Source organism: Nocardioides pyridinolyticus (assembly GCF_054653575.1).
This window is the reverse complement of sequence record NZ_BAAIFY010000005.1, coordinates 1-26,102: the sequence shown is the minus strand read 5'-3', so window position 1 is coordinate 26,102 and position 26,102 is coordinate 1. Positions and strand designations below refer to the sequence as shown.

The 26,102-nt window shown below is 72.7% G+C and carries 23 protein-coding genes; 15 read left to right on the top strand and 8 right to left on the bottom strand.

Translation table 11 applies throughout. The annotated features are described in order from the left end of the window. The first annotated feature begins 115 nt into the window (after positions 1-115). Both ACYQ0U_RS06010 and ACYQ0U_RS06005 read left to right on the top strand, forming a co-directional pair. On the top strand, positions 116-667 hold the full coding sequence (locus ACYQ0U_RS06010) for a hypothetical protein (protein WP_459970508.1): 552 nt from the start codon (positions 116-118) through the stop codon (positions 665-667). Beyond that, positions 664-3,180 carry a hypothetical protein gene (locus ACYQ0U_RS06005; protein WP_459970507.1) on the top strand — a complete coding sequence of 839 codons (2,517 nt, stop codon included), beginning with the start codon at positions 664-666 and terminating at the stop codon, positions 3,178-3,180. The genes ACYQ0U_RS06010 and ACYQ0U_RS06005 overlap by 4 nt, the downstream gene beginning before the upstream one ends. Before the next feature lie 63 nt (positions 3,181-3,243). Here the strand turns inward: ACYQ0U_RS06005 and ACYQ0U_RS06000 are convergent, their stop codons facing one another. Together ACYQ0U_RS06000 and ACYQ0U_RS05995 are read right to left on the bottom strand one after the other, a co-directional pair. Beyond that, complete coding sequence (locus ACYQ0U_RS06000) at positions 3,244-4,053, bottom strand: class I SAM-dependent methyltransferase (protein ID WP_459970505.1); 810 nt, start codon at positions 4,051-4,053, stop codon at positions 3,244-3,246. Between the two features lie 103 nt (positions 4,054-4,156). After that, on the bottom strand, positions 4,157-6,322 hold the full coding sequence (locus ACYQ0U_RS05995; RefSeq protein WP_459970503.1) for a hypothetical protein: 2,166 nt from the start codon (positions 6,320-6,322) through the stop codon (positions 4,157-4,159). A 355-nt stretch (positions 6,323-6,677) separates the two neighbouring features. Here ACYQ0U_RS05995 and rpsA point away from each other — a divergent pair, with 355 nt between their 5' ends. Further along, a complete protein-coding gene (gene rpsA, locus ACYQ0U_RS05990; protein WP_459970501.1) occupies positions 6,678-8,150 on the top strand; it encodes a 30S ribosomal protein S1 in 1,473 nt (490 codons plus the stop codon). A 100-nt stretch (positions 8,151-8,250) separates the two neighbouring features. Here the strand turns inward: rpsA and ACYQ0U_RS05985 are convergent, their stop codons facing one another. After that, positions 8,251-8,403: a hypothetical protein gene (locus tag ACYQ0U_RS05985; protein WP_459970499.1), complete on the bottom strand. Its 153-nt coding sequence runs from the start codon at positions 8,401-8,403 to the stop codon at positions 8,251-8,253. Between the two features lie 93 nt (positions 8,404-8,496). On the opposite strand from ACYQ0U_RS05985, the gene ACYQ0U_RS05980 reads away from it, so the two are divergent. Then, positions 8,497-9,441, top strand: a complete 945-nt coding sequence (locus ACYQ0U_RS05980; protein ID WP_459970496.1) for a GlxA family transcriptional regulator — start codon at positions 8,497-8,499, stop codon at positions 9,439-9,441. Between the two features lie 19 nt (positions 9,442-9,460). Beyond that, positions 9,461-9,583, top strand: coding sequence for a hypothetical protein (locus ACYQ0U_RS05975; protein WP_459970494.1), 123 nt, complete (start codon positions 9,461-9,463; stop codon positions 9,581-9,583). Here ACYQ0U_RS05975 and ACYQ0U_RS05970 read toward each other — a convergent pair. Then, on the bottom strand, positions 9,567-10,802 hold the full coding sequence (locus ACYQ0U_RS05970; protein WP_459970492.1) for a class I adenylate-forming enzyme family protein: 1,236 nt from the start codon (positions 10,800-10,802) through the stop codon (positions 9,567-9,569). The genes ACYQ0U_RS05975 and ACYQ0U_RS05970 overlap by 17 nt on opposite strands. 43 nt (positions 10,803-10,845) lie before the next feature. Here ACYQ0U_RS05970 and coaE point away from each other — a divergent pair, with 43 nt between their 5' ends. Then, complete coding sequence (gene coaE, locus ACYQ0U_RS05965; protein WP_459970490.1) at positions 10,846-11,433, top strand: dephospho-CoA kinase; 588 nt, start codon at positions 10,846-10,848, stop codon at positions 11,431-11,433. Positions 11,434-11,506: 73 nt separating this feature from the next. Here coaE and ACYQ0U_RS05960 read toward each other — a convergent pair whose 3' ends face one another. Next, complete coding sequence (locus tag ACYQ0U_RS05960) at positions 11,507-12,463, bottom strand: sigma-70 family RNA polymerase sigma factor (protein ID WP_459970488.1); 957 nt, start codon at positions 12,461-12,463, stop codon at positions 11,507-11,509. 431 nt (positions 12,464-12,894) lie between these two features. On the opposite strand from ACYQ0U_RS05960, the gene ACYQ0U_RS05955 reads away from it, so the two are divergent. Further along, the gene (locus ACYQ0U_RS05955; protein WP_459970486.1) at positions 12,895-14,946 is read left to right on the top strand and encodes a trypsin-like serine peptidase; all 2,052 of its coding nucleotides are present in this window, start codon (positions 12,895-12,897) and stop codon (positions 14,944-14,946) included. Positions 14,947-14,949: 3 nt separating this feature from the next. Here ACYQ0U_RS05955 and ACYQ0U_RS05950 read toward each other — a convergent pair whose 3' ends face one another. Then, entirely contained in the window at positions 14,950-17,082 is a 2,133-nt protein-coding gene (locus ACYQ0U_RS05950) for a S9 family peptidase (RefSeq protein ID WP_459970483.1), read from the bottom strand. 24 nt (positions 17,083-17,106) lie between these two features. Between ACYQ0U_RS05950 and ACYQ0U_RS05945 the strand changes: the two genes are divergently transcribed. The 3 genes from ACYQ0U_RS05945 to ACYQ0U_RS05935 all read left to right on the top strand — a co-directional run bounded on the left by ACYQ0U_RS05945 (position 17,107) and on the right by ACYQ0U_RS05935 (position 19,566). After that, the gene (locus tag ACYQ0U_RS05945; RefSeq protein WP_459970481.1) at positions 17,107-17,787 is read left to right on the top strand and encodes a LamB/YcsF family protein; all 681 of its coding nucleotides are present in this window, start codon (positions 17,107-17,109) and stop codon (positions 17,785-17,787) included. Positions 17,788-18,151: 364 nt separating this feature from the next. Then, a complete protein-coding gene (locus tag ACYQ0U_RS05940) occupies positions 18,152-18,730 on the top strand; it encodes a 5-oxoprolinase subunit B family protein (protein ID WP_459970478.1) in 579 nt (192 codons plus the stop codon). Further along, positions 18,727-19,566 carry a 5-oxoprolinase subunit C family protein gene (locus ACYQ0U_RS05935; RefSeq protein WP_459970476.1) on the top strand — a complete coding sequence of 280 codons (840 nt, stop codon included), beginning with the start codon at positions 18,727-18,729 and terminating at the stop codon, positions 19,564-19,566. The genes ACYQ0U_RS05940 and ACYQ0U_RS05935 overlap by 4 nt, the downstream gene beginning before the upstream one ends. Here ACYQ0U_RS05935 and ACYQ0U_RS05930 read toward each other — a convergent pair. Then, positions 19,535-20,848: a DNA polymerase IV gene (locus ACYQ0U_RS05930; RefSeq protein WP_459970474.1), complete on the bottom strand. Its 1,314-nt coding sequence runs from the start codon at positions 20,846-20,848 to the stop codon at positions 19,535-19,537. The genes ACYQ0U_RS05935 and ACYQ0U_RS05930 overlap by 32 nt on opposite strands. Before the next feature lie 127 nt (positions 20,849-20,975). Here ACYQ0U_RS05930 and ACYQ0U_RS05925 point away from each other — a divergent pair, with 127 nt between their 5' ends. Genes ACYQ0U_RS05925 through ACYQ0U_RS05915 form a run of 3 tightly spaced genes read left to right on the top strand, consistent with a single transcriptional unit; the run spans position 20,976 to position 24,548 of the window. Further along, the gene (locus ACYQ0U_RS05925) at positions 20,976-21,887 is read left to right on the top strand and encodes a DUF4192 domain-containing protein (RefSeq protein WP_459970472.1); all 912 of its coding nucleotides are present in this window, start codon (positions 20,976-20,978) and stop codon (positions 21,885-21,887) included. Continuing rightward, positions 21,888-23,072 (top strand): carboxylate-amine ligase, encoded by a 1,185-nt coding sequence (locus ACYQ0U_RS05920; protein ID WP_459970469.1) that lies wholly within the window; start codon positions 21,888-21,890, stop codon positions 23,070-23,072. 9 nt (positions 23,073-23,081) lie between these two features. Beyond that, the gene (locus ACYQ0U_RS05915; protein ID WP_459970467.1) at positions 23,082-24,548 is read left to right on the top strand and encodes a glutamate-cysteine ligase family protein; all 1,467 of its coding nucleotides are present in this window, start codon (positions 23,082-23,084) and stop codon (positions 24,546-24,548) included. On the opposite strand, the gene ACYQ0U_RS05910 is transcribed toward ACYQ0U_RS05915, so the two are convergent. Beyond that, positions 24,533-24,985: a hypothetical protein gene (locus tag ACYQ0U_RS05910; protein ID WP_459970465.1), complete on the bottom strand. Its 453-nt coding sequence runs from the start codon at positions 24,983-24,985 to the stop codon at positions 24,533-24,535. The two genes, ACYQ0U_RS05915 and ACYQ0U_RS05910, sit on opposite strands and share 16 nt — an antisense overlap. Positions 24,986-25,139: 154 nt before the next feature. Between ACYQ0U_RS05910 and ACYQ0U_RS05905 the strand changes: the two genes are divergently transcribed. Both ACYQ0U_RS05905 and ACYQ0U_RS05900 read left to right on the top strand, forming a co-directional pair. Further along, positions 25,140-25,541: a universal stress protein gene (locus ACYQ0U_RS05905; RefSeq protein WP_459970462.1), complete on the top strand. Its 402-nt coding sequence runs from the start codon at positions 25,140-25,142 to the stop codon at positions 25,539-25,541. Then, the coding region (locus ACYQ0U_RS05900; RefSeq protein WP_459970460.1) for an HhH-GPD-type base excision DNA repair protein at positions 25,542-26,102 on the top strand (561 nt) is incomplete at its 3' end. It lies immediately after the preceding gene.

Genomic DNA, 26,102 nt, shown 5'->3' with positions numbered 1-26,102 from the left:
CCGGCGAAGATCTTGCACCGTTGGGAGGGGCAAGCAGGACGGCGGCCCTCAGTCGGGCCCCGGCCCGACATGCTGGAGGGATGGCGTTCGCATGCGCAGAACACTCGCAGCGGGCGTGGTGCTGGCGGTGGCGGCGGTTCTCGTCGTGGTGGTCAGCTCGGCGTTCGATCTCGAACTCGAATCGGTGGCGCTCCTGGGCGCTGCACTGGGCGCCGTGGTCGCGCTGGTCCCCGACCGCAGCCCGCTGCTGCGTGTCGCGGGCTTCACGGCGGGCTTCGTCGTCGGATGGCTGGGGTACGTCTTCCGCGCGTCGCTCATGCCCGACACCGCGAGTGGTCGTGCCGTTGCCGTGGGTCTCGTCGTCCTGCTCTGCGTTGCCGTGACTGCCGCCACGCTGGACAGGCTTCCGCTGTGGAGCGTCCTGCTGGGCGCTGCGGCCGTGGCGGGCGCCTACGAATTCACCTACGCCGCCGCCCCGCCGGAGCTGCCGTCGACGTCGATCAGCACGGCGACGACCCTGCTCTTCAACGTGGCCGTCGGCTTCCTTGCCGCGGCCGTCGTCGCTCCGGTGCAGGCACCCTCGCCGGGGAATGCTCTGCGGACCCGCACCGGCGACGACGACGCACCCACGAACAACCTCGACGAGATGATGGAGACCGCTCGGTGAACCCCTCTGTGAAGCGACGACTGCGCATCGCGGCGACGCTCGGTGCGACGGCCGCCCTGACGGCCGTCGCCGCAGGCCCCGCCTCCGCCGACGACGTCGACGTGATCAACACCGAGACGGTGCAGATCTACATGTCCGCGACCGGCGAAGTCGACACCCAACGGGTCTACGAGCAGCTGACGCTCATGGGCAAGGGCAAGGTGGACCTGACGAACCCGGTCTCGCCCGAGAGCCTGCGCAACCTCGACGGCTTCTCCGGCTTCGACATCGCCGACGGCGAGCAGGTCATCTCCACCGAGGTCGACGGCAAGGACACCTACCGCTCCGTCAGCGACTTCGAGGGCGAGCTGCCGCTGGACATCCAGGTCGAGTACAAGCTCGACGGCAAGACCGTCGAGCCGGGCGACGTGGTCGGCGCCGACGGGGAGCTCGAGGTCATCTACACCGTCGAGAACGTCACCTCGGCTCCACAGAAGGTCACGTTCGCCGACGGCCAGGGCGGGACCGTGACCAAGACCGTCGAGGTGCCGATCCCGCTGGTCGGCTCGCTGACCACGAACCCGCCCTCGAGCTTCAGCAACGTGCGGTCCGGGCAGGCAAACCTGGCCGGTGATGGCAAGGGCGGGACCAAGCTGTCCTTCACGATGACGCTCTTCCCGCCGATCGGCTCCACCACCGCGGTCTTCGGGTACACCGCGGACATCGCGGACGGCGTCGTCCCGCGCACGGACGTGACCGTCCTTCCGGTCAACCCGCTGGAGAGCCCGACCTTCAAGTCGGCTGCCGCGAGTTACCAGGGCGGCGCCGACACCGGTGCCGCGCTGGCCTCCGGTGCCACGGAGATCGACAGCAACCTGCTGAAGCTCCGCGATGGAGCGGCGGAGCTGCTCGCCGGCCTCATCCAGCTCAATGACGGTGCGATCCAGCTGAGCGACGGTCTCTCGAACGACGCCGCCCCCGGTGCACGCAAGCTCGCGGACGGTGCCGGACGGCTCGACGCCGGCCTCGGCGAGCTCGCAAGCGGCGCGAACCAGCTCGCGGACGGCACCGACGCCGCCCGCCGCGGCGGCACCAGACTCGCCGACGGTGCCGAGCGACTGAGCGGCGGCGTCACCGAGCTCGACGGGGGTGTCGGGGACCTCAGTGACGGAGCCGGTCGGCTCGCGGAGGGCCAGCGGAAGCTCGCCGCGGGACTCGCCGCGCTCTACTCCGGAGTCGATCAGCTCCCGCAGGACCTCCGGACTCAGATCAAGGCGAACCCTGAGTACAACCGACTGCTGGGAGCCCTGAGCGGGATGGCGGCGGGCATCGGGAGCCGGAACGACTCGCCGGCCACGAAGACACTGCTGGGCGGACTGAACAAGCTCCAGCTCGGCCTGAACAATCCAGGCTCGACCCTGGCTGGCTGCGAGGCGAAGGACCCGACTCGTTGCGGTGCTGCCAATGCCCTGGACTTCATCGCTGGCGCATTGAGCCAGGCGCTCGCCGAGGGCGGCTCCGTCGCGACTCTCCGGCAGAACATCCTGAACATCGGTCAGGTGCCGGACTGTGGTCCGGTGTGCAGGGGAACGGTGACCGCTACCGCGAACGGGGTCGTCGCTGCGCAGACCGCCTCGTTGACAGAGCTCCGGACCAAGGTCCAGGACGTGGCCAGCGGTATCCGTGCCGGCATCACGGCGCCTGGCGCGGGCCTGGACCAGATCCGGGCGGGGCTCTCGACCGGTGTGGACCCGGTGACGTGCTCGACGGCCCCGTCGGGTTGCGGGATCAAGGAAGCCGCGGACTTCCTTCGCCTGTACGGCATCCCGATGCTCGTCGACGGCATCGCGCAGCAGATCAGCGACACCTTGCTCGAGAACATCGGTGAGCCCACGCCGGGCTGCGACCCGGAGAAGACGTTGCGTTGCGCCGCGGCCGCCCTGGCTGACGGTGGCAAAGAGCTCACTGACGGGGTCGCCAAGCTCGTCGCAGGTGTGTCGAAGCTGCAGGCTGGTGGTGCAGACCTGGCCGCAGGTGCGGGAACCCTGTCCTCCGGCCTCGGCCAGCTCGACGAGGGCGCCAGCAAGCTGGCAGCCGGTGCTGGTGACGCCGAGGACGGCTCCGGTCAGATCGCTGACGGCGCCGACGAGCTCGCCGACGGTCTGGGTACGGCGGCAGACGGTTCTCAGCGCCTCGCCGACGGCCTTGGTCAGGCGGCCCAGGGCGCGCCCCAGTTGGTCGACGGGGCGCAGCGCCTGTCGGACGAGGGCACGAAGAAGCTGGTCGCCGCGGGTCAGGACACCACCCAGAGCTACGGCGAGATGGTTGCGGTCATGAACGCCGGTGCCGAACGAGCGCAGGCGGAGGACATGGCCCTCGGTGCTCCGGAGGACGCGATCGGGCTGACCGCCTACAGCTTCATCCTCCAGGGCGACGACGGCGAGAGCGGCCGCAACGTGACGCGGGGACTGCTCGGCCTGGCCCTGCTCGGGGCCGGCGCCGGGGTGTTCGCCTTGCGTCGTCGCATCGTCTGATCCACTGCACGACAGAGCGGGAGGCGTCCACGGGATGCCTCCCGCTGTGCGTCTGCCGGCGGCTCAGCCGAGCCTCGCCCCGAAGATCGCGGTCCCGGGGGTGAACTGTCCCCGCGTCCCGGACCAGCCGCCCCAGACGCGGTCGTGGTCCGCGGGCCACTCTGGCTCGAGCAGGTCGGTGATGACGAACCCGTGGCCGGCCAGCACGGCGACCCAGTCGCCGAGCGTGCGGTGGTGCTCGACGTACGACACGACGCCGGTGGCGTCGTCCACCTCGACGTACGGCGTGCGGTCCCAGTAGGACTGGCTCGCCACCAGGCCGGCCTCGGAGGGGTCGTCGGGGAACATCCACCGGGTCGGGTGGGTGATGGAGAAGGCGTAGCGGCCGCCGGCGCGCAGCACCCGGGCGGTCTCCGCGACGGCCAGGTCGAGCTCGCTGACGAACTGGAGCGCGCCGAAGGACGAGAAGACGATGTCGAAGCTGTCGTCGGCGAACGGCAGGGCGGTCGCCGTGCCCAGGACCGACGGAACGGCGACGCCGGAGTCGGCGTCGATGCGCAGCGAGTGCTGGAGCTGGCGGTGGGAGAGGTCGAGGCCGTAGGCGCGACCGCCCTGCGAGCGGATCCACCGCGAGCACTGCCCCGCGCCGGAGCCGACCTCGAGCACGTCCTTCCCGGCGAGGTCCCCGAGGACGCCCGCCTCAGCCTCGGTCAGGCCCTCGGGGCCCCAGACGAAGCCGATGTCGCCGAGGAACTCACCGTGGGTGGCCTGGTACTCGTCGGCGTAGCGGTCCCAGTCGGGGCCGTTGGCCCGGCGGGACTCCTCCTCGGTCACCGGCCGGCGCTCGACCCGCACCGGGGGATGGTTCTCCACGGGCGGGACTTTATCCCCCGACCGGACAGCTGGGGCGTCGCGAGAGCGGCCCGGACGGGATGTCCGTCCGGGCCGCTCCTGCGCTACGGCGTCCGCCGGGGCGTCAGCCGGTCATCGTGCGGCCGGCCTGGCCGCCGTTGCCGCCCTTGCCGCCCTTCGGCTTGCTGCCGTTGGGGTGCTTGGGCGAGGACCACGGGTCGAGCGGGTCGCTGCCCGCGCGCACCTCGGCGCCGTCGCTGACGCCGCCGCGGTCGGTGTCCCACTTGCACGGGTTGGAGTGGATCCGCTTGACCTCGCGGCCGTCGCGGAGCCCGTCCTTGTCGCTGTCCTTGCGGATCGGGCTGGTCTCGCAGCGCGGGTAGCGCTTCTTCGCCGGCCCGAAGACCTCCATGCCGTCGTTGAGCCCGTCCCCGTCGGTGTCCTTCTTGTTGGGGTCGGACTTGGTGCTCTTGACCTCCCGGCCGTCCTTCAACCCGTCGTTGTCGGAGTCGGGGTCGTTCGGGTCGGTGGCCGTGCCCGTGACCTCCCGCCCGTCGGTGAGGTGGTCACCGTCGGTGTCGGCGTCGCTCGGGTCGGTCTGGTACTGGTTCACCTCGTCGCCGTCGTTGAGCCCGTCGCCGTCGGTGTCCGCGACGACCGGGTTCGAGCCCACCTCGAGCTCCTCGGGAGTCCCGAGCCCGTCACCGTCGGGGTCCTGCACGGTCGGGTCGCCGCCGCTGTCACCGGGGGAGTCGTCCGCCGGGTCGTTCGGGTCCGTGCCGCGGTCGACCTCGTCGCCGTCGGAGACGCCGCCGTTGTCGGTGTCGGGGTTGGTCGGGTCGGTGTCGTACTGGTTGACCTCCTCGCCGTCGTCGAGGCCGTCGGCGTCGGAGTCCGCCACCAGCGGCAGGGTTCCGGCCTCGGCCTCCTCGGCGTTGGTCAGGCCGTCGCCGTCCGGGTCGTCCGCGTCGGTCCCGCCGGCGTCGTCGGCCGGGTCGTTCGGGTCGGAGCCACGCGTGACCTCCTCGCCGTCGGGCACTCCACCGCCGTCGGTGTCGGCCGCGTTCGGGTTGGAGGGCTGGGTGCCGAACGACACGTTGCGCGACCCGCTGACCTCCTCGCCGTCGCTCAGGCCGTCGCCATCGCTGTCGGGGTCGTTCGGGTCGGTCGGACGGTGGCCGAACGCGCCGTTCGCCGAGCCCGAGGTCTCCTCGGCGTCGGTGAGGCCGTCGCCGTCGGCGTCGCCCGTGCCGGCGCCGCAGGACACCCCGCCGGCCGGAGCCGTCGCGGACGCCTCGAGCGGGAACAGGTCGGTGTCGAGCAGGGTGGCGCCGAGCGCGCCCGTGCCGAGCGTGACGTTCACGTGCAGCACGGAGGCCGAGCCGGAGGCCTGGGTGCCGTTCGGCGCCTCGCGGACGTCGGTCAGCTGGCCGACGCTGAGCTCGACGTGCAGCAGCGGGTTGTCCGGCGAGGTGAACTCGACCGGGCTGCCGTCAACCGGCAGGTCCTGCGACTCGCCGTTGGCGGTGACCCGCACGAGCGGGGCGTTCCACTCGACCCGGGCGCCGCCGTCGGTTCCGATGGCCACCGCACGGAGCGTCGGGGCGTCGGCGACCGAGACCTGCAGCTGGCCACCCAGCAGGCCGAGGTCGACGGCACTGCCGCGCGCGGTCGTGACGACCCGGCGCACGTCGCCGCCGGCGAGCACGGTGTCCTGGCTGGTGGACGCCGTGCCGGGCAGCGTGAGCAGGGCACCCGCTCCCGGCACGGCGTCGGTGGCCAGGTCCGCGGTCGAGACCGAGGACTGCGTCAGCGGTGCGCCCGGTGCCAGGCAGGAGTCGTCGGCCGCCCAGCGAGCCTGGGCCGAGGCGGTCGAGACGCCCAGCGACAGGAGTCCCGGGACCTGGCCGTCGATCGAGCGGGCGGTCGCGGGGGAGAGGTGGTCGGGCGGCGCCTGCTGCGACGCGGTCGCGAGCAGGTCCGGCAGCGCCTGGTCGGCGAGCGCCGCCGACAGGTTCGACGCCGACGCCTTCGACCGCGGCGAGCCGGTGCCGTCGACGGCGCCGGTCGAGACCCCCACGGCGGCGTCGGCGAGCGTGCCGGCACCGGGGACCGCGAGCGTGGAGAGGTGCAGGATCTCGGCCGACGTGCCCGCCGCGACCTGGGTCGGAGGTGCCGCGGCGGCGGCCAGGGGCGGTGCGCCCTGCGCCGGCACCGAGGCGGCGCCGTACAGCGCCAGGGACAAGGTGGTCACACCCGCGCCGAGCGCGAGCGAAGATGGAAATCGCATGGAGGGAGCCCTCCTGGACGTGCTGACCGGAGCCCCATGTGCCCGAACCTCGACAGAGGCCCTGGGCTCGAGCACACTCACGGAGTTCGGGAAAACTCCGGCGTGGTGCCCTGCTTCGGCACCACTCGCGGCCCCCGGTACCCGGGCGGTCCGGACGGAAACGCCCGCCGGTTGGACGCGGCTCGCGGACCCCGCGTAGTCTTTAGGTTGCGCCGGAGGTCTGCCCAGGTCCCAGACAGAGCGGATCCGTGCTCGCTATCTCGCCACCACCAGCAGAACGGGTGAGTATCGGTAGTGAACCAAGGACTTCCGTCGTGCCCGCACGACTCCATCCATCCAAGGACAACACTTCCTTATGACGAGCACCATCTCCACTCTTCCCGATTACGACGCCCCCCAGGTGGCCGTCAACGACATCGGATCCGAAGAGGACTTCCTCGCCGCGATCGACGCGACCATCAAGTACTTCAACGACGGTGACATCGTCGATGGCACCATCGTCAAGGTCGACCGGGACGAGGTCCTGCTCGACATCGGCTACAAGACCGAGGGCGTCATCCCCTCGCGTGAGCTGTCGATCAAGCACGACGTCGACCCCAACGAGGTCGTCGAGGTCGGCGACAAGGTCGAGGCCCTGGTCCTCCAGAAGGAGGACAAGGAAGGCCGCCTGATCCTGTCCAAGAAGCGCGCCCAGTACGAGCGCGCCTGGGGCACCATCGAGCAGGTCAAGGAGGAGGACGGCGTCGTCGAGGGCACCGTCATCGAGGTCGTCAAGGGCGGCCTGATCCTGGACATCGGCCTGCGCGGCTTCCTGCCGGCCTCCCTCGTGGAGATGCGTCGCGTCCGCGACCTGCAGCCCTACGTCGGCCAGACGCTCGAGGCGAAGATCATCGAGCTCGACAAGAACCGCAACAACGTCGTCCTGTCGCGTCGCGCGTGGCTCGAGCAGACCCAGTCCGAGGTGCGCCACGGCTTCCTGACCCAGCTCCAGAAGGGCCAGATCCGCAAGGGTGTCGTCTCCTCGATCGTCAACTTCGGTGCGTTCGTGGACCTCGGCGGCGTCGACGGTCTCGTCCACGTCTCGGAGCTGTCCTGGAAGCACATCGACCACCCGTCCGAGGTCGTCGCCGTCGGTGACGAGGTCACCGTCGAGGTGCTCGACGTGGACATGGACCGCGAGCGTGTCTCCCTGTCGCTGAAGGCGACGCAGGAGGACCCGTGGCAGCACTTCGCCCGCACCCACCAGATCGGTCAGATCGTCCCGGGCAAGGTCACCAAGCTGGTGCCGTTCGGTGCGTTCGTCCGCGTCGAGGAGGGCATCGAGGGCCTGGTGCACATCTCCGAGCTCGCCGAGCGTCACGTCGAGATCCCCGAGCAGGTCGTCCAGGTCAACGACGACGTCATGGTCAAGATCATCGACATCGACCTCGAGCGTCGCCGGATCTCGCTGTCGCTCAAGCAGGCCAACGAGACCGCGACCGCGGCGGACGTCGAGGACTTCGACCCGACGCTGTACGGCATGACGGCCACCTACGACGAGCAGGGCAACTACGTCTACCCCGAGGGCTTCGACCCGGAGACCGGCGAGTGGCTCGAGGGCTTCGACGAGCAGCGCGCGATCTGGGAGGACCAGTACGCCAAGGCGCACGCCCGCTGGGAGGCGCACGTCAAGCAGCAGGCCGAGGCCGCCAAGGCCGAGGTCGAGGCCGGCGAGGCCACCTCGTACTCCAGCGGTGGTGCGGACGAGGCCGAGGCCTCGACCGGCGGCTCGCTGGCGTCCGACGAGGCGCTCCAGGCGCTCCGCGAGAAGCTGACCGGCGGCAACTGATCGCCCGGCTGATCCCCGGCTGATCGCCTGAACGATCCGACGGCCCGTCCGAACCTGGTTCGGACGGGCCGTCGGCATTCGGGAGACGGATCTCCAACGGTCAGCGGACGGACGGCGGCAGGAACCGCGCGTCCTCGACGTGGGAGACGGGCGGGCGCTGCGGCCCGGAGCCGTCGTGGAGGACCCGACGGAGCGTCTCGATGCTCAGGGCCGTGACGGTCACGATCAGGAGGAGGATCAGCAGCTCGTTCATGGCAGTAATCCTGCGCCTGATGGGATCCTGCCACGAGTGGCAGAAAAGTCAGTGTTCGTTGATTTTCCGCCACTCGTGGGGCACGCTGTCCCCATGCAGACCGTGGCGGTGATCGTCCAGGCCGGGGCGGAGCCCTTCGGGCTCGGCTCGCTGGTCGAGGTGTGGGGGGAGTCCTACCACCCCGAGGACGACAATCCGGTCTTCGACTTCCGGGTGTGCACCCCCCGTCCCGGCCGCGTGCAGGGCCGCTCCGACTACGACCTGCACGTCGACCGCGACCTCGACGCCACCCTCGACGCCGACCTGGTCTGCCTGAGCCCCAAGCACAGCTTCCTCGACCACGACCCGGCCGTGCTGGAGGCCGTGCGGGCGGCGTACGAGCGCGGTGCCATCGTCTACGCCCACTGCTCGGGCGTCTTCGAGCTGGGCGCGGCCGGCCTGCTCGACGGCCGCGAGTGCACGACCCACTGGCGCTACACCGACCTGCTCGCCCAGACCTACCCCGAGGCCCGGGTGTGCCCGGACGTCCTCTACTGCCAGGACGGCACGGTCCTCACCGGCGCCGGCTCGGCCGCCGGCATCGACGCGTCGCTGCACCTGATGCGCCAGCAGTTCGGCGCCCGGGTCGCCGCGACCACCGCCCGCCGGATCGTCGTGCCGCCGCACCGCGACGGCGGCCAGGCCCAGTTCATCGCCCGGGCCGTGCCCGACTGCGACGCCGAGACGCTCGGGCCGCTGCTCCAGTGGGTCGTCGAGAACCTCACCGAGGACCTCAGCGTCGAGGCGCTGGCCCGGCGCAGCCACATGTCCGACCGCACGTTCGCGCGGCGCTTCCGCGACGAGACCGGGACGACGCCGCACGCCTGGGTCACCAAGCAGCGCGTCCAGGCGGCCGAGGAGCTGCTCGAGCGCACCGACCACCCGATCGACTGGATCGCCGACGAGGTGGGCTTCGGCAACGCGGCCACGCTCCGCCACCACTTCGCGCGCGTGCGTGGTCTGAGCCCCCAGCAGTATCGGCGGCGCTTCGCCGGCTGAGCCCCTAGGGTTCTGGATCGTGCGCAGCCATCTGGTGACGTTCTCCGGGACGCCGACGACCTTCGAGCTCCAGATGGCCGAGGGCTCCGGGACCGCCTGCGTCACCGCCGTCTCCGTGGGCACGGTCAGCCCGGTGGAGTAGCCAGCCGGTCGCGCCGGACCTTGCCGGTCAGCGTGCGCGGCAGGTCGTCGAGGTGGTGGTACTCCTTGGGCCGCTTCGGCGGCGCCAGCCGCTCGCGCGCGAACGCGTCCAGGTCGGCGGCGCTCGCGCTGCCGACCACCGCCGCGCACACCCGCTGGCCCCAGCGCTCGTCCGGGACGGCGTACACCGCGACGTCCTCGACGCCCGGATGCTCGCGCAGTGCGTGCTCGACCTCGAGCGGGTAGACGTTCACGCCGCCGGTGATGATCAGGTCGTGGCGTCGGCCGTCGAGGTAGAGGTAGCCGTCGTCGTCGAGACGGCCCACGTCGCCGACGCTGAACGCGTCGCCGCGCCAGGCCGCCGCGGTCTTCTCCGGGTCGCCGTAGTACTCCCACCGGGCGTACGCCGGCACCCGGCACCAGACCGTGCCGTCCGGGTCGAGCGCCAGCGACCGCCCGGGGCGGGCGCGCCCGACGGTTCCGGGCCGCTCCAGCCACTCCTCGCTGCGGCAGGCGGTGAACTGGCCCTCGGTCGCGCCGTAGAACTCCCACGTCGTGCCGTCCGGGAAGGCGTCGACCAGCCGCCGCTTGGTGGCGTCCGGGCAGGGCGCGCCCGCGTGGGCGACCAGCCGGAAGCTCCTCAGGTCGGGTGCGCCGTGCTCGTCCCAGTACGCGAACAGCCGCTGGAGGTGCGCGGGCACGCAGAACACCGTCGTCGGCAGCTCCGCCTCGATCGCCGCGGTCACCCGCGCCGGGTCGAAGGCCCCCGGGACCACGACGCGGCCGCCGGCGAGCACGGTCCCGGTCGCGAACCGCAGCGGCGCGGAGTGGTACAGCGGGCTCAGCACGAGGTGCACGTCGTCCGCGCGGAAGCCCCACATCTCGCGCTCCTCGGCCACCAGGGCCTCCGCGCCCGCACGGTCGAGCACGCCGCTCCAGACCCCCTTGGGGGTGCCGGTGGTGCCACTGGTCACGTGCATCGGGCGGGCGCGCGGCAGACCGGCGTCGCCGGCGTACCTCTCGAGGTCGGCGGGGTCCTCCACGACCACCGTGGGCGAGAGGCCGGCGAGGACCCGCTCCCGCTCGTACGCCGTCAGCCGCGGGTCGAGCGGGATCGGCACGACCCCGCGGGCGAGGAGGGCCAGCACGGTCGCCAGGTAGGACTCGGAGCCGGGAACCAGCAGCGCGACGCGGTCGCCCTCGTGTAGTCCGTCTCCCACGGGGCAGAGGTTAGTCGGGAGCCCGGCCCTCTAGCCTGTCCGCATGCGCGTCGGACTGACCGGGGGCATCGCCTCGGGCAAGAGCACCGTGTCCGCGATCCTCGCCGAGCTCGGCGCGACGATCATCGACGGCGATCTGCTCGCCCGCGAGGTGGTCGAGAAGGGCACACCGGGGCTGGCCCGGGTGGTGGAGGCCTTCGGGCCCGAGATCCTGACGGAGTCGGGTGACCTGGACCGGCCGAGGCTCGGGCAGATCGTCTTCAACGACGAGGCCAAGCGCAAGCAGCTCGAGGCCATCGTGCACCCGCTGGTCTTCGAGCGGTACGCCGAGCTCGAGGCCTCGGCCCCGGAGGACGGCCTCGTCGTCCACGACATCCCGCTGCTCGCCGAGACCGGCCGGGCCGACACCTTCGACGCCGTCATCGTCGTCGAGACCCCGGCCGAGGTGCAGGTCGAGCGGATGCTCCGCGACCGCGGCTGGGCCCGCGCCGACGCCGAGTCCCGCATCGCCGCCCAGGCGACCCCCGAGCAGCGCCGCGCGATCGCCACCCACCTGATCGTCAACACCGGCACCCGCGACGAGCTGCGCGCTCGCGTGGAGGAGGTCTACGCCGAGCTCACCGGGTCCTGACCACCCCCGAAATGGTCTCGACCCGCTCGCTGAGAGGGCGAGCGGGTCGAGCGGTCCGGAAGGACGCGAGGGGTCAGGCAGCCAGGTCCGGGTCACCCAGGCGACGCAGCTTCTGCAGCGCCTCGCGCTCGAGCTGGCGGACCCGCTCGGCGGAGATGCCGTGCTTCTGGCCGATGTCGGCGAGCTTGTGCTGCCGGCCGTCGACCAGGCCGTAGCGCGAGCGGATGATGTCCGCGGCGCGCTCGTCGAGCTGGCCGACCAGGTTGTTGAGCCGTTCCCGCGCCTCGACGTCGAGGACCGTGAGATCCGGGCCCGGCGAGGACTCCTGGGCCATCAGGTCGCCCAGCGAGGTGTCGCCGTCCTCGTCGACGGGGGTGTCGAGCGAGACGTGCTCGCGGCCCCATGACATCAGGTCGAGGACCCGGTCGACGTCCATGCCGAGCTCCGTCGCGATCTCCTGCGGCTCCGGGTCGCGACCCAGCTGCCGCTCGAGGGTACGGCGCGCGCCGCCGACCTGGTTGAGCTCCTCGACCACGTGCACGGGGAGACGCACGACGCGGGCCTGCTGCGCGATGCCGCGGGTGATCGCCTGGCGCACCCACCACGTCGCGTAGGTCGAGAACTTGTAGCCCTTGGTGTAGTCGAACTTCTCGACCGCCCGGATCAGGCCGGTGTTGCCCTCCTGGATCAGGTCGAGCATCGGCATCTGCGCCCGCCCGTACTTCCGCGCGATCGAGACGACCAGGCGCAGGTTGGCGGTGATGAACGTGTCGACGGCCTTGCGGCCCTCCTCGGCCAGCCACTCGAGCTCCTCCTGCGTGGCCGTCATCGGGGCTCCGCCCTTCTTCCGGCCCACGCGGCCCTCCGCGAGGAGGTGCTCGGCCATCAGGCCCGCCTCGATCGCCTTGGAGAGCTCCACCTCGGCGGCGGCGTCGAGGAGGGGGTTCCGGGCGATCTCGTCGAGGTACAGGCCGACGCTGTCGCGGCCCTCGATCTCGCGGGTCCGGCTCGGTGCAGTACGTGTTGCCATGGGACGCCCTCCTCTTCTACCGGTGGACGACGCCGCTGCGCCCCCACACGTGCTGTACAACGTCCTCGGTGACCAGCGGATTCCCTGGCCAAACCTTCGGACCATGTACCCGGAACGACGTGCGGGACCCCTGCGGAGTTGCCTCGCCGCGCAACTCTCAGAAAACTCTCAGGGCCGACCGACCGCGCTCGAGTGCCCAAGACTGGTGAAGTCGCGTCCTCGCCGGCGTCGCGGCCAGCCGGGCGCCCCTACGTTCGGCGGCCACGGAGGTCGCCATGTCACTGCGCACACGAATCGTCCCTCTCGGTGTCCTCGCAGCGGTCCTGGCCGGTGCGGCAGTTCCGGCGAGCGTTCCGGCGGGTGCGAGCCCCCCGCCGACTGCACCGTCTGCCGCCACGGCGGATCCTTTCACCCCGGAGGTGGGGGACGGGGTGAGTGGCTACACCCCGCTCGTCGGCGCTCGCGTCGTCCGGCTGACACTTCGGGCCGGCCTGCCCCAGCAGGTCAGGGTCACCGGGAGAGCGGGCGTGCCCGCGTCAGGGGTGCTCGCCGTCGCCCTCGAGGTGACGGCGTCCGGTGCCGCGAGGCCGGGAAGCCTGCGGGTCCAGTCGCCCGAGACCGGCGAACCACGCGCAGCCGCCGTGCGTTACCCGCGCCGCTCGGCGGCCACGGCGCTCGCCACTGCGAAGCTCGACGACCGGGGACGGGTCGTGCTGACCTCGACCCGGACCGTCACGGTCCGGGTCGACGCGGTCGGCTGGTACGAGGAGTTCGCGTTCCTGGCCGGCAGCCCGGCTACCGGGTCCCAGTTCCACGCCATCGACCCGGCCCTCCTCGCCAGCACGGCCGGCGGCCGCCGGCTGGGCGCAGGAGCGGGTCTGACGGTCCAGGCGACGGGTCGCGCCGGGATCCCGCGTACCGACGTCACCGCGGTCGCCGTGTCGATCACCGCTTCCCGGCCGACGGGACCGGGCAGCCTGCTGGCCCGACCGGCAGGCGCCGCGGCCGGTACGCAGGTCCTGTCCTACGCCGCCGGGAACGAGACGCAGCTCGCCCTCGTCAAGCTGGGCACCGGTGGAAGGTTCACGCTCCGAGCAGGTCGGGCCACGCACGTCCGGGTGGTCGCGGTCGGCTACTTCCAGCGACCGGGCGACGACATCGTCACCGGCCAGAGCTCGTTGATCCCGGCCGAGAGCCTCTTCTCGGGACGTCTCAGCGACGGCGACGTCCAGGTCGTCGGTACGGCGGGAGCGGGCAGGATCCCCGACGTGGGCGTCCAGTCACTGCTGGTGAACGTCACGGTCACCGGTGCGTCGCGTCCCGGCCGGGTCGCGCTCTACCGCGCGGGCGACCCTGCCACGACCGTCGGCGCCATCAGCTACCGCGCCGGGGAGACGTCGAACGCGATGGCGGTCGCACCCGTCGCCTTCGAGGACGGCCGGTTCGTCGTCAGGAACCTCGGTGGGGACGCGCGGGTCACGGTGACCGCTGTGGGCTGGCACGCATGGGTGATCCCCCCGCCACCGACTCCGCCGGGCCCTCCTCCCGGCGACCGGACCGGGAAGGTGGCGCCGCCGCCCGGCCACGACAAGCAGGTCGTGCACCTGACGCAGAACCCGTCGAAGGTCCGCGAGTTCTGGACCCGGGCCCGGTTGGCGCGAGCCCGTGCTCACCCGGTGCCGCTCCCCGGCCTCCCCGGCCTCCCCGGCGCCACGCGCGACGACCCATCGCTCGTCTATCCCGCCTACGACTCCTACCAGTCCGACTACCTGCCGGCCGGCAGCTACGACGCGCGGGTGGGGCGCCTCTACATGAGCAACGCGCAGTCGGTCGGCTCCTGCAGTGCCACGCTCGTCGCCCGGAACCTCCTCATCACCGCCGCGCACTGCGTCTCCGGGATGACGAACTTCGTGTGGGAGGCCGGTCAGGTCGGCGGCCAGACCTCCGGTACCTGGGTCGCGTCCGGTGCCGACTACTACGTCGCCTACGACCAGGGCTGGGCGCCCCTCGACTACGCCGTGGTCGTGCTTCCGCCGACCAGCCAGGGCTACTACGCGGGTGACTACCACGGCTGGTTCGCGATCTACGCGGGCACGGCGAACGCGCCAGTGCTCCAGGAGGGCTACCCGGCCGAGGGATGGTTCACGGGCAACTGTCCCAGCTACGGCGCCGCGGGCTACCCGTCCTGCTACGCGTACTACAACTACTCGGCCATCTTCAACTACTACGACCACCAGGGCTCGGGCTGGTACGAGTACGCCATCGGGGGCTACACGAACGGGGGTGCCAGTGGGGGTCCGTTCTTCCAGTACATCAACGGCCAGTGGTACGTGACCGGGGTGGTGAGCCACGGCGACAACACGATCGTGAGCTGCGCCGATGCCGGCGTCTTCGGCTGCACGCGCTGGTTCGGCCGCAACACCTGGTCGCCGTACTTCAACCAGTGGGTCATCGACCTCTGGAGGACGTACGCGGTCGTGTGACGGTCAGGCCAGGCCCATCCGATCGAGGATCCACGCGAGCGAGAACGCCCGGTCGTGCCAGGCCTTGTACCGGCCCGACACGCCGCCGTGCCCGGCCGCCATCTCGGTGCGCAGCAGGAAGTCCCGGCGCCCGGCCGCGGTCGCGCGCAGCCGCGCCACCCACTTGGCCGGCTCGACGTAGAGCACCCGGGTGTCGTTGAGGGAGGTCTCCGCCAGGATCGGCGGGTAGTCGACGGCGGCGACGTTGTCGTACGGCGCGTACGACGCCATGTACTCGTAGACCTCGGGGTCGGCCTCGGGGTTGCCCCACTCGTCGTACTCGGTCACGGTCAGCGGCAGCGTCGCGTCCAGCATGGTCGTGAGCGCGTCCACGAACGGCACGCCCGCGACCACGCCCGCGAACAGCTCGGGCGCCTGGTTCACGACCGCGCCCATGAGGAGCCCGCCGGCGCTGGCTCCCTCGGCGACCAGCACGTCCGGCGTCGTCCAGCCCCGGTCGACGAGGTGGCGGGCGCAGGCGACGAAGTCGGAGAAGGAGTTCTGCTTGGCGAACAGCTTGCCGCCGTCGTACCACCGCCGGCCCATCTCGCCGCCGCCGCGCACGTGCGCGATCGCGAAGGCACCGCCGCGGTCGAGCAGCGAGAGCCGCGCGATCGAGAAGTAGGGGTCGATCGAGGTCTCGTAGGCGCCGTACCCGTAGAGCAGGACGGGCACCGGGCCGGTGCCGCCGCCGACGCCCTCGCGCGCGCCGCGCTTCGCGACGATCGAGATCGGCACCTGCTCGCCGTCGGGGGCGGTCGCCCAGAGCCGGTGCTCCTCGTAGTCGGCGGGGTCGTAGCCGCCGAGCACCGGCGCGCGCCGCAGCAGCGTCAGCTCGCGGGTGCGGACGTCGTAGTCGTAGACCGACGACGGCACCGCCATCGTCGTGTAGCCCAGCCGGACCACGGGCTGGTGGAAGCCGGGGTTGCCCGCCGAGCCGACGGTGTAGACGGCGTGGTCGAACTCGACGAGATAGTCCTCGCCGACGCCGTCCGGCCCGAGCTCGAGGATCCGGAGCTGGGTGAGGCCGTCGCTGCGCTGGTGCACGACCAGGTGGCCGGCGAAGGCGTCCACGTCCTCGAGGCGTACGGCGGGGTCGTGGGCGATCAGCGGCGCCCAGTCCTCCGGCCGGGTCGGTGCGATCGGAGCGGTCGCGAGCTCGAAGTCGGCGCCGGTGTGGTTGTGCATCACCAGGAAGACGTCCTGGCCGGCGATGACCGCGTGGTCGAGGGAGTACTCGACGCCCTCGCGCCGCTCGGAGAAGACCCGGAAGCCGTCGTCGGGGGAGTCGGCGTCGAGGAAGCGGTACTCCGAGGTGGTCTTCGAGCCGCTGGCCACGACGATGAAGCGGTCGCTGCGCGTGCGTCCGACCCCGACCCAGAACCGGCCGTCCTCCTCGTGGTGCACCAGCTCGTCCTCGGCCTGCGCGGTGCCGAGCCGGTGCCGCCAGATCTTGTCGGCGCGCCAGGACTCGTCGGTGGTCGTGTAGTAGAACGCCGTGCCGTCGCGCTCCCACGTGGCGCCGCCGAGCACGCCGGTGATCTCGTCGTCGAGCAGCTCGCCGGTGCCGAGGTCCTTGATGCGGATCGTGTACCGCTCGTCCCCGACCACGTCGGTGGAGTAGGCGAGCAGGTTCGCGTCCGGGCTGACCGACGAGCCGCCGAGCGAGAAGAACTCGTGGCCGTCGGCGAGCTGGTCGAGGTCGAGCAGCACCTGCTCGCCGGGCAGCGCGGGCTGGTCGGGCGCGGTGTCCTCCGCGGGCTGGGGCGGCGTCCAGTCGTCCGGGTCGGCCACGGGGACGCGGCAGGAGGCGCCGTACTCCCTGCCCTCGAAGGAGCGCCCGTAGTACCAGTAGCCGCGGTTGCGGGTCGGCACCGACAGGTCGGTCTCGCGGGTGCGGGCCTTGATCTCGCCGAAGACCGCCTGCCGCAGGTCGGCGAGGTGGGCGGTCCGCTCCTGGGTGTAGGCGTTCTCGGCCTCGAGGTACGCCAGCACCTCGGGCGACTCCTTCTCGCGCAGCCACTCGTAGTCGTCGGTGCGGGTGTGGCCGTGGATCTCCGTGCTGGTCGGTCGCTTCTCCGCGACGGGGGGCTGCATGGCCGCGACGATAGCGTCGGGACCATGGTCGACCTGAACGCGGACCTCGGTGAGGAGGTCACCGACGACGCGGCGCTGCTCGCGGTCGTGACCAGCGCGAACGTCGCGTGCGGCTACCACGCCGGGACGCCGGCGATCATGCGCGCGGTGTGCGCCGAGGCCGCCGCGCGGGGCGTCGCGGTCGGCGCGCAGGTCTCCTACGCCGACCGGGAGAGCTTCGGCCGCGTGGCCCGGGACGTTCCCTACGAGGTGCTGCGCGAGCAGGTCGCCGACCAGGTCGGGACCCTCGCGGCGATCGCCGGGGAGGCGGGGACGTGGGTCCGCTACCTCAAGCCGCACGGCGCCCTCTACCACCGGGTGCTCGACGACGAGGAGCAGGCGGCGGCGGTCCTGGCGGGCTCGGACGAGCTGCCCGTGCTCGGCATGCCGGGCGTGCTGCTGACCCGCGCGGTCGCGGCCGGCCGGGCGGTGTTCCACGAGGGGTTCCCGGACCGGGGCTACACCGCCGAGGGCCGGCTGGTCCCGCGCTCGGAGCCCGGCGCGCTGGTCACCGACGAGGCCGCGATCGTCGCCCAGGCCCTGGTGCTGGCCGAGACCGTCGACTCGCTCTGCCTGCACGGCGACTCGCCCGGGGCGGTCGAGCACGCCACCGCCGTACGCCGCGCGCTGCGGGAGGCCGGCGTGGAGGTGCGCCCCTTCGGATGAGTCCACAGGTCTGGACCGGATCTTGTGGACTGTGCACTCGTGTTGTGGATGACCGGCCCGTTCTTGTGGAGAAGCCTGTGAGTTCGCCCGATCCCCTTGCGGGGTGTGAGCCGGGCCACGTAGAACTCTCCCTACCGAAACCGCCGCAAGGCGGGAGCGGGGATCGGACAGGAGCGAGGATCCGCTCCGCGAGGCAACTCGCGGCGTCGGCCCGGTGACGGGGTCGGCGGGGTCGGAGCGAACGTCGGATCGATCGGGCGTCACCGTTTCCGGTCAAAGCCGAAGGCCCCCTGGTGCTCATACCACCGGGGGGCCTTCACCCATTTCGCACGCCTTCGTCTCCCGATCGCCCCAGACTGACGCCATGGAGCTCCGTCCGGTCGGCTCGCGCGCGGTCCTCGCGGAGGTGGGCGACGCCGCGACCGCCCTCGCGCTGGCCACCTGGGCCCGCGGGCGGGTGGTCGCCGACGAGATCGTGCCGGCCGCCACGACCGTGCTCTTCGACGGCGTCTCCGACCTGGCGGCGCTCGACGGCTGGACGCCGGGTCAGTCGCTCCCGGCCGGCGAGCTGATCGAGGTCCCGGTCGTCTACGACGGCCCCGACCTGGCCTTCCTCGCGGACGCCTGGGGCACCGACATCGACGGTGTCGTGCGCCGCCACATCGAGCTCGAGTACGTCGCCGAGTTCTGCGGCTTCGCCCCCGGGTTCTCCTACCTGGCGGGGCTGCCCGGCGAGCTCGCCGTACCCCGGCTGGAGTCGCCGCGGCCGCGGGTCGAGGCGGGCTCCGTGGGGCTCGCGGGCACCTGGTGCGGCGTCTACCCGACGCCGTCCCCGGGCGGGTGGCGGCTGCTCGGCCGCACCGACGCGGTGCTGTGGGACCAGGACCGGGAGCAGCCGGCGCTGCTGGCGCCCGGCACGCGCGTCAGGTTCGTGGCGCGATGAGCCTCGAGATCCTCGAGGTGGGGCCGCTGGTGACGGTCCAGGACCGCGGGCGCCGCGGGTTCGCGCACCTCGGCGTGCCGCGCGCGGGCGCCCTGGACGCACCCGCGGCGGCGCTCGCCAACCGGCTCGTCGGCAACGACCCCGACGCCGCCGTGCTCGAGGTGCTGCTCGGCGGGCTCGTGCTCCGGAGCGACACGGGCTGCTGGGTCGCGGTGACCGGCGCATCCGGCGCCCACCGCACCGCCTGGCTGGCTCGCGGCGCGGAGCTGCGGGTCGACCCGCCGGCGACCGGGCTGCGCTCGTACGTCGCCGTCGCCGGCGGGATCGCGGTCGAGCCGGTGCTCGGCTCGCGGTCGACGGACACGCTCGCCTGGGTCGGCCCGCCGCGCGTCGAGGCCGGGACCGTGCTGCCGGTCGGCCCCTCGGGGGCGGAGCCGCGGCCGCTCGACACCGCGCGCCCGCCGCGACCCGGCGCCCTGCGGGTGGTGCCGGGACCGCGCGACGACTGGTTCGCCGCCGACGCGCTCGACGTGCTCTGCCGGACCGCCTGGTCCGTCGGCCCCGACTCCAACCGGGTCGGGCTCCGGCTCGAGGGCCCGGCGCTCCGGCGTACCCGGGACGGCGAGCTGGCCTCCGAGGGCATGGTGCTCGGCGCGGTGCAGGTGCCGCCGGACGGGCAGCCGGTGGTGTTCCTGGCCGACCACCCGACGACGGGCGGCTACCCGGTGATCGGGGTGGTCCAGGCCGACGACCTCTGGCAGTGCGCGCAGGTGCGGCCGGGGGAGACGGTGCGGTTCAGGCGCGTCACTCGGGCTCCGGAGGCCGCCAGGGCGTGAGGTCGGGGTCGTCCTCCCGGAACGACCGCACCGGTCCGGCCGGCGACTCGGCCGTCTCGAAGCGGACCGTCACCACCCCACGTCCGGCACCCCACACCCAGCCGCGGCCGTGCTCGCTGTGCTCGACGTCCATCCCGGGCGCCCACGTGCGCCGCGAGTGGTGCGGCACCTCGACCTCGGGCAGCGGCTCGGCCTCCGCCTCCTCGCCCGACTCGCCGAAGAGGTCCTCCTGCACCCAGTCCGCGAGCCCGGAGACCCCCACGCCGAGCAGGCGTACGCCGCCGGAGGTGTCGAGGTCGGTGAGCAGGGCGCGCGCCAGCCGCGCGATGGTGGCGGCGCTGTCGGTGGGGGAGCCGAGCGTCGAGGAGCGGCTGATCGTGGTGAAGTCGTGCAGGCGCACCTTGATCGACACCGTCCGGCCGGACAGCCCGTGCTTGCGCAGGCGGCCGGCGACGTCGTTCGCCTGCCGGGTCAGCAGGCCCTCCATCAGCAACCGGTCGGTGAGGTCGGTGTCGTAGGTGCCCTCGACGCTCACGGACTTGGCCTCGCGCTCGGGCTCGACCGGGCGGTCGTCCTCGGCGCGGGCCAGGTGGTAGAGCCAGGTGCCGTTGGCGTTGCCGAGCAGGCGGACCATCTCCTCGACGCTGACCTTCTCCAGGTCGGCGACGGTGTGGATGCCGACCCGGCGCAGCCGCTCGGAGGTCGCGGGGCCGACGCCCGGGATCACGCGTACATCCATGGGGCGGAGCAGGTCGCGCTCGGAGCCGGGGGCGACCACGACGAGGCCGTCCGGCTTGTCCAGGTCGCTCGCGACCTTGGCGACGAACTTCGACGTGCCGACGCCGACGGACGCGGTCAGGCCCCCGGTCACCTCGGTCACCCGGGCCCGCAGGGTCTCCGCGAACGCGGTCACGGTGGCGACCTCGAGGTCGGGCAGATCGGCGGCCGCGAGGTCGACGAAGGCCTCGTCCAGCGACAGCGGCTCGACCAGCGGGGACGCCGCCCGGAGCAGGTCCATCACCGCCTTGCTGGTCGCGCGGTAGGCGTGGAACCGGCCGCTCAGGAACGCCGCGTGCGGGCACCGCGAGCGCGCCTCCCGCGTCGACATCGCCGAGCGGACGCCGAAGACCCGCGCCTCGTACGACGCCGTCGACACCACCCCGCGGCCGCCGACGCCGCCGACGATGACCGGCTTGCCCCGCAGGGACGGCTTGTCGCGCTGCTCGACCGCCGCGAAGAAGGCGTCGAGGTCCAGGTGGAGGACCGACGCTTCCGCTCGCACGCCGCGCACGCTACCTCCCGGCGCCGACGGCCCACCCATCGTCCACAGGCAGTCCCGCCCGCAGGCCCCTGCACAGCCGTCGTCACGGGACCGGCCGGATGTCGGGCCGCCCGGAGACCGTCGTCCCATGACCGTTCCTGCCTCGTCCGTCCTGAACTTCACCGCCCGCACGCCCGAGGACGTGCTGGCGGTGGTGCCGGTGGTCCTGGGGTTCGTCCCGACCGACTCGGTGGCGATGCTGACCTTCGGCGCCGGCCACCCGTTCCACGCCCGGGTCGACCTGCCCCCCGGGCCGTCGGAGCTGCCCGAGATGATCGACTGTCTGCTCGATCCCGTCCTGCGCCACCGGGCGCCGCAGGTGCTGTTCGTCGTCTACACGACCGACGTGCGGCTGGCCCGTCGCACCGCGCGGTCCGTGACCCGCTGCTTCGAGCGGGCCGGCGTCGAGGTCGTCGAGGTGCTCCGCGCCGACGGCGAGCGCTGGGCCCCGGCGGGGCGGGCGGGTCCCGAGGTGCCCTACGACCTGACCACCCACCCCTTCAGCGCGCAGGCGGTGCTCGACGGCCGGGTGCTGCACGGCTCGCGCGACGAGCTCCGCGCCGAGCTCGCCCGGCAGCCCGACCAGGTGGCCCGGGTCGTCGGCGAGCTCGCCGACCTCTGCGGCGACCCGCCCGGGCCGGAGTGGATCGCCGCGCTGGTCCACGCCGGCGTGCCGGCGTCCGACGCCGACCTGGCCCTCCTGCTGCGGGCCTTGCTCGACCCGCACCTGCGCGACGCGGCCTGGTGCGGGCTCGGTCGGGCGACGGCGCGTGAGCACGTGGCGTTCTGGACCGACGTCGTGCGCCGTACGCCGGACCCGCTCGTGGCGGCACCGGCCGCGCTGCTCGCGCTGGCGGCGTGGCAGGCCGGAGACGGCGCGCTCGCCTGGTGCGCCGTCGACCGGTGCACCGAGGTCGAGCCCGACCACCCGCTCGGGGGGCTCGTCGCGCGGGTGCTCATCGAGGCGGTGCCCCCGGACGCGTGGGAGGACGCCCGATGAATGGCGCTCCGAACCGCCGGGTACGGCCCGCGCATGGTGCGACAGCTCGGACTGGAGGAGGAGCTGCTGATCATCGACCCGCGCAGCCGAGAGGTGGTGTCGGCCGCGCAGCGGGTGCTCAAGGAGTTCCGCGAGCACGGGCGGGGCCGCACCGACAGCGGCGAGTCAGGAGCGGCCGGCGAGGTGGACCAGGAGCTGTTCCGCCACCAGCTCGAGACCCGCACCGACCCGACCCTCGACGTCGCCGACGCCCTCACCCAGCTCGTGGCGGCCCGCCGCACCGCGGGCGAGGCCGCCCGCGCGACGGACCTGGCCACCGTCGCATGCGGGATGGTCCCGCTCGGGGGCGAGCAGAACGCCGTGAGCCCCGACGACCGGTACCGCGACATGGTCGACACCTACGGTGACGTCGCCCGTGACGGCGGCACCTGCGGCATGCACGTCCACGTCGACATCGCCTCCGAGGAGGAGGGCGTCGCCGTGATCGACCGGATCGCGCCGTGGCTGCCGGTGCTGCTCGCTCTCAGTGCGAACTCGCCGTTCGCCAACGGCCGGGACACCGGCTACGCCTCCTGGCGTTCCCAGGTGTGGGCCCGCTGGCCGAGCGCCGGCCCGACGGAGGCGTTCGGGTCGGTCGACGGCTACCGCGAGGTCCGGCAGCTCCTGCTCGACAGCGGCGCCGCCCGGGACGACGGGATGCTCTACTTCGACGCCCGGCTCGCGGTACGCCAGCCGACCGTGGAGGTGCGGATCTGCGACACCTGCACCGACCCGGCCGAGGCGGTCCTGGTCGCCGCCCTGGCCCGCGGGCTGGTGGAGACGGCGGCGCGCGACTGGGAGGCGGGCCAGGAGCCGCCCCGCTGGCGCGTGGAGGCCCTCCGTGCCGCTCAGTGGCGGGCCGCCCGCTTCGGCCTGGCGGACTCGCTGGTGCACCCCGGAGACCGTGCGCTGCGCCCGGCCGGCGAGGTGCTCGCCGCGCTGGTCGACCACGTGCGCGCGGCGCTCGAGGAGGCGGGCGACCTGGACCTGGCCCGTGCCGGTCTGGAGCGCGCGGTGCGGGAGAGCGGTGCCGCCCGCCAGCGCGCCGCCTACGAGCGCTCCGGCGACGTCGTCGGCGTCGTCGACGACCTGATCGCGCGCACGGAAGCGTCCTGGACCGCCCGCGACCCGCACGGAAGGCTCTAAGGTCTCGTCATGGGCGAAGAGGTGGAAGCTCAGGAGTTCTCCCGCGCCGATCGCACGCGCCACCGCGAGAAGGTCCGGCGCAACCTCGACGTGTTCGCGCGGATGCTGCGGGAGGCCCGGTTCGACACCGACGACCCGATGACCGGGCTCGAGGTCGAGCTCAACCTCGTCGACGACAGAGGCGACCCGGCGCTGAAGAACGCCGAGGCGCTCGAGGCGATCGCCCACCCGGACTTCCAGACCGAGCTCGGCCAGTTCAACATCGAGATCAACGTGCCGCCCGCGAAGATCCGCGAGAGCGGGCTCACCACGTTCGAGGACACCCTGCGGCGCAGCCTCAACGACGCCGAGGCGAAGTCGGCGCAGGTCGGCGCCCACATGGTGATGATCGGCATCCTGCCGACGCTCGCCGAGGGCCACATGAGCCCGGACTCGCTGAGCGCCAACCCGCGCTACAAGCTGCTGAGCGAGCAGATCCTCAACGCCCGCGGCGAGGACATCACGATCGCCATCGACGGGACCGAGCGCCTGCGCACCACCGCGGACTCCATCGTCCCCGAGGCGGCCTGCACCAGCACGCAGTTCCACGTGCAGACCTCGCCCGACCAGTTCGCCGAGTACTGGAACGCCTCGCAGGCGATCGCCTCGATCCAGGTCGCGTTGGCCGCGAACGCGCCGTACCTCCTCGGCAAGGAGCTGTGGCGCGAGACCCGGATCCCGCTGTTCGAGCAGGCCACCGACACCCGCAGCGAGGAGCTGAAGGCGCAGGGCGTCCGCCCGCGGGTGTGGTTCGGGGAGCGGTGGATCACCTCGGTGTTCGACCTGTTCGAGGAGAACGTCCGGTTCTTCCCGGCGCTGCTGCCCGTCACCGACGACGAGGACCCGCTCGAGGTCCTCGAGCGCGGCGACACCCCGGCGCTGCCGGAGCTGCGGCTGCACAACGGCACGATCTACCGCTGGAACCGTCCGGTCTACGACATCGCCCACGGCACCCCGCACCTGCGCGTCGAGAACCGCATCCTCGCGGCCGGCCCGACGGTCGTCGACACGATCGCCAACGCGGCGTTCTACTTCGGCCTGGTCCGCGCGGTCGCCGAGAGCGAGCGCCCGCTGTGGTCGCAGATGTCCTTCAGCGCGGCCGAGGAGAACTTCCACGTCGCCGCCCGCCAGGGCATCGACGCGCAGGTCTACTGGCCCGGTGTCGGGCAGGTGCGTGCCACCGAGCTGGTGCTGCGCCGGCTGCTGCCGATGGCCCACGAGGGCCTGGCCGCGTGGGGCGCCTCGGCCGAGGAGCGGGACCGGCTGCTGGGCATCATCGAGCAGCGCTGCCTGACCGGGGTCAACGGCGCCGAGTGGTTCGTGCGGCGGATGCACTCCGCCCGCCGCGGCCAGCCCCGGTTCGACGCGCTGCGGGCGACGCTGCGCGACTACCGCGAGCGGATGCACACCAACGAGCCGGTTCACACCTGGGACTGAGACCGGTCCCGCAGCCGCTTCCACTCGCGGCGCACGCCGCTGCGCGGGTCGAACCAGCCGCGCCGGGTGACCACGACCATCGTGAGGGTGATGCCGGCCTCGCCCGCGGCGGTCCGGGCGGACGCGAGCCACGCGGCGTCGACGTCCTGCAGGTCGAGCGGGCCGGTGCGCGTCAGCCACACGAGGGGGACGGCGCCGGCGACCCGGCGCACCCGCTGCAGCATCGCGGCCAGCACGTCGGCGCGGACGGCGTGGTCGCGCGGGTCCTCGGGACGCAGCGCGAAGACCTCCTCATGGCCGCCGGGGAAGCCGACGTGGAGCAGCGGTGGGAAGCCGCGACGCCGCTCGGCCCGCGCGTGGTCGAGCGCGGCCCGGCGCAGCACCGCGGCGAGGGGGCGGGGGAGCGGCACGGCGATGCCCTCGACGGTCCCGTTCATGGACCCAGCGTTCATGGACCCAGCGTTCATGGACCCAGGGTTCCCGGATCGCCGGATCGGGGTAGGGACTGTCCACAGGCTGCCGTCGGCGCGCCGATCGGATAGCGTGCCGAGCATCCGCAGCACTTGTCTGAGATCGGACCGGGAGGCATCGATGGGAACCGTCGTCGTGGGGTACGTGCCCAAGCCGGAGGGTGAGGCTGCCCTGGCCACCGCCATCGACGAGGCCAGGCTGCGCGACGCCAAGCTCGTCGTCGTCAACTCCCACCGCGGCGGCAGCGAGTTCGACAGCAACGCCTCGACCCAGGCCGACCGCGAGATGGACGCCGTGCGCAAGAAGCTCGAGGGCGCCGGGGTGCCCTTCGACGTGCGTCAGCTGGTGCGCGGCTTCGAGCCCGCCGAGGACCTGATCAGCATCGCCGAGGCCAACGAGGCCGAGCTCATCGTGATCGGCCTGCGCCGCCGCTCGCCGGTCGGCAAGCTCATCCTGGGCAGCAACGCCCAGCGGGTGCTGCTCGACGCCCACTGCCCGGTCCTGGCGGTCAAGGCCGACTGAGTGACCATCCACATCACCGGCGACCCCGCCGCCGACCAGGTCCTCACCGACGACCCGTTCGCCCTGCTCGTCGGGATGATGCTCGACCAGCAGTACCCCATGGAGCACGCGTTCCGCGGGCCGGCGAAGGTCCTGGACCGCTTCGGCACGCTCGAGCCGGCGCGGATCGCCGCGGCGGACCCGGTCGAGTTCGCGGCGCTGTGCGGCACGCCGCCGGCGATCCACCGGTTCCCCGGCTCGATGGCGGCCCGGCTCCAGGAGCTGGCCGGGATCGTCGTCGACGAGTACGACGGCCACGCCGAGCGGATCTGGACCGAGGCGGCCGACGGCCGCGACCTGATGAAGCGGATGCAGGCACTGCCCGGGTTCGGCAAGCAGAAGGCGCAGATCTTCGTGGCGCTCCTGGCCAAGCAGCTCGGCGTACGTCCCGAAGGCTGGGAGGCCGCCGTGGGTGCCTACGCGGAGGACGGCTTCCGCTCGGTGGCCGACGTCGTGGACGAGGCGTCGCTGCAGAAGGTGCGCGACTACAAGAAGCAGCAGAAGGCCGCGGCGAAGGCGAAC